This is a genomic window from Polaromonas sp. P1_G4 (genome assembly GCF_056405475.1).
On the sequence record NZ_JBFUCA010000257.1, the window covers coordinates 1 to 5,925 of the forward strand.

The 5,925-nt window shown below is 62.9% G+C and carries 6 protein-coding genes; 2 read left to right on the forward strand and 4 right to left on the reverse strand.

The genetic code is table 11. The features are described 5' to 3' along the window. Window positions 1-58 precede the first annotated feature (58 nt). Window positions 59-1,015 carry a LysR family transcriptional regulator gene (locus AC1D1X_RS13590; RefSeq protein WP_477698455.1) on the reverse strand — a complete coding sequence of 319 codons (957 nt, stop codon included), beginning with the start codon at window positions 1,013-1,015 and terminating at the stop codon, window positions 59-61. A 182-nt stretch (window positions 1,016-1,197) separates the two neighbouring features. Here AC1D1X_RS13590 and AC1D1X_RS13595 point away from each other — a divergent pair, with 182 nt between their 5' ends. Beyond that, window positions 1,198-1,854: a hypothetical protein gene (locus AC1D1X_RS13595; RefSeq protein ID WP_477670317.1), complete on the forward strand. Its 657-nt coding sequence runs from the start codon at window positions 1,198-1,200 to the stop codon at window positions 1,852-1,854. A gap of 152 nt (window positions 1,855-2,006) precedes the next feature. Here the strand turns inward: AC1D1X_RS13595 and AC1D1X_RS13600 are convergent, their stop codons facing one another. Together AC1D1X_RS13600 and AC1D1X_RS13605 are read right to left on the reverse strand one after the other, a co-directional pair. Beyond that, window positions 2,007-3,899 (reverse strand): phosphoenolpyruvate carboxykinase (GTP), encoded by a 1,893-nt coding sequence (locus tag AC1D1X_RS13600; protein WP_477670316.1) that lies wholly within the window; start codon window positions 3,897-3,899, stop codon window positions 2,007-2,009. Between the two features lie 494 nt (window positions 3,900-4,393). Then, window positions 4,394-4,561 carry a hypothetical protein gene (locus AC1D1X_RS13605; RefSeq protein WP_164483721.1) on the reverse strand — a complete coding sequence of 56 codons (168 nt, stop codon included), beginning with the start codon at window positions 4,559-4,561 and terminating at the stop codon, window positions 4,394-4,396. Between the two features lie 138 nt (window positions 4,562-4,699). On the opposite strand from AC1D1X_RS13605, the gene AC1D1X_RS13610 reads away from it, so the two are divergent. Next, entirely contained in the window at window positions 4,700-5,188 is a 489-nt protein-coding gene (locus AC1D1X_RS13610; RefSeq protein WP_477670315.1) for a glycine zipper family protein, read from the forward strand. Window positions 5,189-5,197: 9 nt separating this feature from the next. On the opposite strand, the gene AC1D1X_RS13615 is transcribed toward AC1D1X_RS13610, so the two are convergent. Then, on the reverse strand, window positions 5,198-5,925 hold a 728-nt coding region (locus AC1D1X_RS13615), incomplete at its 5' end, for a pyridoxal-phosphate dependent enzyme (protein WP_477698456.1).

The following is a 5,925-nucleotide window of genomic DNA, read 5'->3' on the forward strand; positions in this document are numbered from 1 at the left end:
TGTGTAGACGTCTCTTCGGATAGCCAGGCTGGCCAGTCCTTTGGGTGGGTCAGGGGCTTCAGGCCAAAAACGCCCTGTCGGCCGCACGCACCAGCACCTGCCGCAACCACACATGCGCGCTGCGTTGTTGCGAACGCCGGTGCCACAGGGTATCCACGTGCACCGGTGACACGTCAAACGGCAGGGGGCGCAGCACCAGCTGGTCGGCAATGCCCGTCACCCCGACGAAATGCCGCGGCAGCACAGTAAGCAAATTCGAGTTGGCCACCACCCGCCCCGCCGTGAAGAACTGGTTGACCGTCAGCACCACATGCCGTTCCCGGCCCAGGGAGGCAAGGGCTTCGTCGACGAAACCATAGGGCCGGCCCGAAAAACTCACCAGCATGTGGCGCGCCGCGCAGAACTTGCTCAGTGTGAAGGGGCCGGTAGCCAGCGGGTGGTCTTTGCGCATGACGCAGACGTATTCGCCGTCATACAGCCGCTGGTGCAAAAAGGGCAAGGGCTCGCCGCTTTGCGCGCCGGCCGTCAGGTCGGCCAGCACCGAGGGAAAGTAGCCGACCGCCAGGTCGCACAGTTCCTCGTCCAGCAGGCGCCGCGGGTCGCGTGTGGTCAATGGAATCACGCGAATTGAGACACCGGGCGCTTCCTGGTCCAGTGTTTCCACCAGGCCGGGAATCAATTCAGCCGCGGTGGCATCGGCCATGGCCAGCACAAAGATGGTGGTGGCTTCGCCGGGCACGAATTCGTTGGGCACCAGCGACTCCTGCAACTGCTGCAGGGCTTCGCGCACGGYCGGCCAGATCGCCACGGCGCGCGGGGTGGGCGCCATGCCCTGGCCGCTGCGCTGCACCAGCTCGTCGCCCAGGGTTTCACGCAGCCGGCGCAGGGCGTTGCTGACAGCCGGCTGCGTCAGCGACAGGTTGCGCGCCGCCCGGGTCAGGCTGCGCTCAGCCATTACTTCGTCGAACACGCGAAGCAGGTTGAGGTCCAGGGTCCGGAAATTGAGGGGGGTCAAGGGCTTGGGGCGGGTGTTGAAGGGTGAAAAGAAGGTGAAAAGAGGGCGGAAAACCTCAGGTTATCACCAATATGAATGAATCACATCATAAAGATAAAGTTGAATAACATCAGTGGTAACCCTAATATCCCCTTACCCGCTGCAATTTTGGTTCAGCGGAGTTAACCCAAAGGGAGTTCACCATGACCAGCTTCGTCAATATCAAATATTCCACACAGCACCCCGGCGTTGTCCGCGCTGAGTCGGCCTTTGGTGCCGTACGCCAGCTGGGCGGTGCTTTTTCCGGCACCCGCGGGTTGGCCACGCTGCTGTTGTCCGCTGTTGCGGCCGCCGTGATGGTGGTGGCTTATCAGGTGATGGACAGCGTCGCCGAAGGCCACCTGCTGGTCATGTGGATCGGCCTCTGGGCTGTCGCTTTTGCTGTCCTGGCGATTTTCGCCGGCGCTGCGCGCAATGCAGCCGTCAGCCTCAAGGTCGGCCTGGACGCCTGGTCGCGTAGCCTGGCCGAAGCCCGCGCCGACCAGCGCCTGTGGCAAGCCGCCAAGAACGATCCCCGCGTGATGGCCGACCTGCAAGTTGCAATGGCCCGTCAGCAAGTCGCCGTTGAAGAGGCTGTTGCTGCCCCCGCAGCCGTGGTGTCCGCTCCGGCCGGCCTGACACAGCGCGCCCTCCGTCTGGGCGGTGCAGAACTGAAGGCTTTCCTGCGCAGCCAGGCCGACACGAAAGTTGCCGCTGCTGAAGCTGTGGTTGATGAGGTATCTGCTCCAGCCGGTCTGTCACAGCGCGCCCGCCGCCTTGGTGGTGCGGAACTGCGGGCTTACCACCGCAGCTACATCTAAGCGCCAGGCGCCTCTACGCCGCGCCGCTCTTTGCAGCGGCCCACAAAAAAAGCCACCGGATCGGTGGCTTTTTTTTGCCTTGGCGCAGTCACTGCACCAGGAATGAGGCGTACCGCAGGTTGTGCGAAACGCCCCCGCGCGTGGCGTGCCGGTCAGGCGGCCAGGCGGCGCTCGATCGCGGCTTTGGTCTCCTCCAGCTCTTTCGGCAGGTGATGTTCGAGTTGCTTGAACAGTTCGGCGTGCAGCTCCAGCTCTTTCTGCCAGGCGGCCTTGTCGATGCTGGTCACGGTCTTGAACTGCTCGGCGCTGAAGTTAAGGCCGGTCCAGTTCATGTCTTCGTAGCGGGGGCTGACGCCGGTAATGTGCTCGACGCCCTGGCCCTTGCCTTCGATGCGATCGATCATCCACTTCAGCACGCGCATGTTTTCGCCGTAGCCGGGCCAGACAAACTTGCCGTCTTCGCCTTTGCGGAACCAGTTGGCCGTGAAGATCTTGGGCAGTTTGGCGCCGGAGGCTTCCAGCTTCTGGCCCACATTGAGCCAGTGCTGGAAGTAGTCGGCCATGTTGTAGCCGGCAAAAGCGATCATCGCGAACGGGTCGCGGCGCACTACGCCAACCTGGCCGGTGATGGCGGCCGTGGTTTCGGAGCCCATGGTGGCGGCCATGTACACGCCTTCCACCCAGTTGCGGCCTTCGGTGATCAGCGGCACGGTGTTGGAACGGCGGCCGCCGAAGATGAAGGCGTCAATCGGCACGCCGGCAGGGTCGTTCCAGGCCGGGTCCAGCGCCGGGTTGTTGGTGGCGGCCACGGTAAAGCGTGAATTGGGGTGGGCGGCCTTGGCGCCGGTTTCCTTGGCGATCTGTGGCGTCCAGTCCTTGCCCTGCCAGTCGATCAGGTGCGCCGGCAATGCCTTGCCGGGGGCGTCCTGCTCCATGCCTTCCCACCAGACGTCACCGTCGTCGGTCAGGCCGACGTTGGTGAAGATCACGTTTTTGTCCAGGCTGCGCAGGCAGTTGGGGTTGGTCAGCATGTTGGTGCCCGGCGCCACGCCGAAGTAGCCGGCTTCCGGGTTGATGGCGTAGAGGCGCCCGTCCTTGCCGGGTTTGATCCAGGCGATGTCGTCGCCAATGGTGGTGACTTTCCAGCCTTCAAAGCCTGCCGGCGGCACCAGCATCGAGAAATTGGTCTTGCCGCAGGCCGAGGGGAAGGCCGCAGCGACGTGGTATTTCTTGCCTTCGGGCGAGGTCACGCCCAGGATCAGCATGTGCTCGGCCAGCCAGCCCGGGTTGCCGGAACCGTCTTGCGAAGCGGCGCGGCCCATGTTGGAGGCGATGCGCAGCGCAAAGCATTTCTTGCCCAGCAGCGCATTGCCGCCATAGCCGGAGCCATAGGACCAGATCTCGCGCGTCTCGGGGTAATGGACGATGTACTTGGTCTTGTTGCAAGGCCACTTCACATCTTGCTGGCCTTCGGCCAGTGGTGCGCCCACGGTGTGCACGCAGGGGACAAACTCGCCGTCGAGGCCGAGCACGTCAAACACGGCCTTGCCCATGCGCGTCATGATCTTCATGTTGACGGCCACGTAAGGGCTGTCGGACAGTTCAATGCCGATGTGCGCGATGGGTGAGCCAAGCGGGCCCATGCTGAAAGGCACCACGTACATGGTGCGGCCCTTCATGCAGCCATCAAACAGGGGCTGCAGCGTGCTGCGCATTTCAGCGGGCGCCATCCAGTTGTTGGTCGGGCCGGCGTCTTCCTTTTTGGCCGAGCAGATGAAGGTGCGGTCTTCCACGCGCGCCACGTCAGTCGGGTCGGAGCAGGCCAGGAAGCTGTTTGGGCGCTTGGCTTCGTTGAGTTTTTTGAAGGTGCCGGCGTCGACCAGTTGCTGGCACAGGCGCTGGTACTCGGCGTCGCTGCCGTCGCACCAGTAAATGTTGTCGGGCTTGCACAGGGCCACCATGTCGGCGACCCAGGCAATCAGTTTGGCATTCTTGACGTAGGGGGGCGTGTTGAGGTTAAGCCCTTGCATCGCGGGATGGTTCATCGAAAAAACTCCAAAGTTAAAAAGCGTTATTTCGGGAAACGTCGCGCGGCAACCTGGGTGGTTGCGACACGGAGACGTTTATCGGAATAAGGCTTGGAAGCTTCCCTTTGCACAACAAACAAGTCCCGGTCGGCGGGCGGTGCGCAAGCTTCAAAAGTGCTGCGGCGCAATGACAAAAAGCGGCAGCGTGAGGCTGCTTTTCATCTTCCACGGGTCGGCCAGTCAATTCATTTTAAGAAGATCGGCGCGAGTTACCTGTAAGTTACAGGCAAAAGTTATGCATAACCGGCATGAGGTTATGCATAGGCTACACCGGGGTTCCGGCAGTCATGACATCGGGGCGAAGAATGCCGGGACGGTCGTTTCGGCCCGCAATTTCAGGCTGGTTCTTCGATGAACAGGCTGAAGATGGCCGAGAGAGATGGGAGAGGGCACGGAGCCTGGAAACAAAAAAGTCCGCGAGATGCGGACTTTTGGGGTGAAAGCGGGGGCTTTCAGGCCATGTAGATGGCGATAAACGCCAGCAGGAACATCAGCACGCCGCCCACCACGGGCAGAACAATGGGGATCAACGGAACGATCGCGTCGACGGCATCCTGCTCCTGGGCGGGGGTGGCGCTGTCGTGGGCTGCATTGGTGGTGTGGCTGGCTGGACTGGACATGGGGGTGATTCCTGAAATGCTTGAGACTCTTCGCAGATTTTACCCGCATGAAGATGGTTACACGAAGATGCGGGCGACAAAGATGCCCGGCGCCTGGCTTGCGGTACCCTTTGCCATGCTTATTTGTGGAAGGAATACATGAAATCCCCAGCCCATTTCGCGCCTCAGCAGCGGTTCCGTTTTTTCCAGGCCGGTGCCGCCTTGTCCGCCCTGGCCCTGTTGTCGGCATGCGCTTCCGGCGGTCCCAACAGCGCCTCGGCAAAGCCCGTGCTGTATCCCAACGCCACCCTTAACCGGGTAGGTGACGCGCAAGGCCAGGCGGAGGCCAGCGCCTGCATGTCACGGGCGTCGGCCGCCGGGCTCAGCCCGTCGCAAAGCACCAACGAAGTCGGCCGGCGTGCCGGTGAAGGCGCAGCCGTCGGGGGTGTGGCTTCGGCGGTGGGCGCGCTGATCACCGGGCGCGGCGGCGAAGGCGTACTGCGTTCCGGCGCCGCGGGCGCCGCCGTGGGCGGCTCTGCGGGTGCGGTGTCAGGTGCGTTTCACAACGACAAACCCAACAGCACCTACCGTAGCTTTGTGCAGCGTTGCCTGAGCGAAAAGGGCTTTGAGGTGATCGGCTGGAACTAGGGTCTTAGCTTAGTGCTGCTCTGAAGCCTCAAAGCCGGCCATATTCAGTGCCGCCAGCACCTGCTGGATATGGTCGCGCCCGCGTGTCTGGATCACCAGCTCGATCTCCACGTTCTGGGCCGAGAGCATGGTGAAGGCGCGCTGGTGATGCACCTCATCGATATTGGCCCCGGCGTCGGCCACGGTGGCGGTGATCTTGGCCAATGAGCCCGGAATGTCGCGCACGCTGACCTTGATGCGGGCCAGGCGCCCGGCGCGCACCATGCCGCGCTCGATGATGGCCGCCAGCAGCAGCGGGTCGATGTTGCCGCCGCACAGCACCAGGCCGATCTTCTTACCCGCAAAACGCTCCGGGTACTTCAACAGCGCCGCCAGCCCGGCCGCGCCGGCACCTTCGACCAGGGTTTTCTCGATCTCTAGCAGCATGACCATGGCCTGCTCGATATCGCCCTCGTCCACCAGCACCAGGTCGTCGACCAGCTTCGCGATGATGGCCTGCGGGATGACGCCCGGCGTCCCCACCGCAATGCCCTCGGCGATGGTRCTGGTGCCCTGGGGGTGCCGGGTGCCCTTGATGGCGTTGACCATGCCCGGGAAGCGCGAGGTCTGCACACCGATGATTTCAATGCCGGGCTTGATCGCCTTGGCCGCCGTGGCCATGCCGGCAATCAGGCCGCCACCGCCGACGGCTATAACCAGCGTTTCGAGGTCGGGTTGCGCGTGCAGCATCTCCAGCA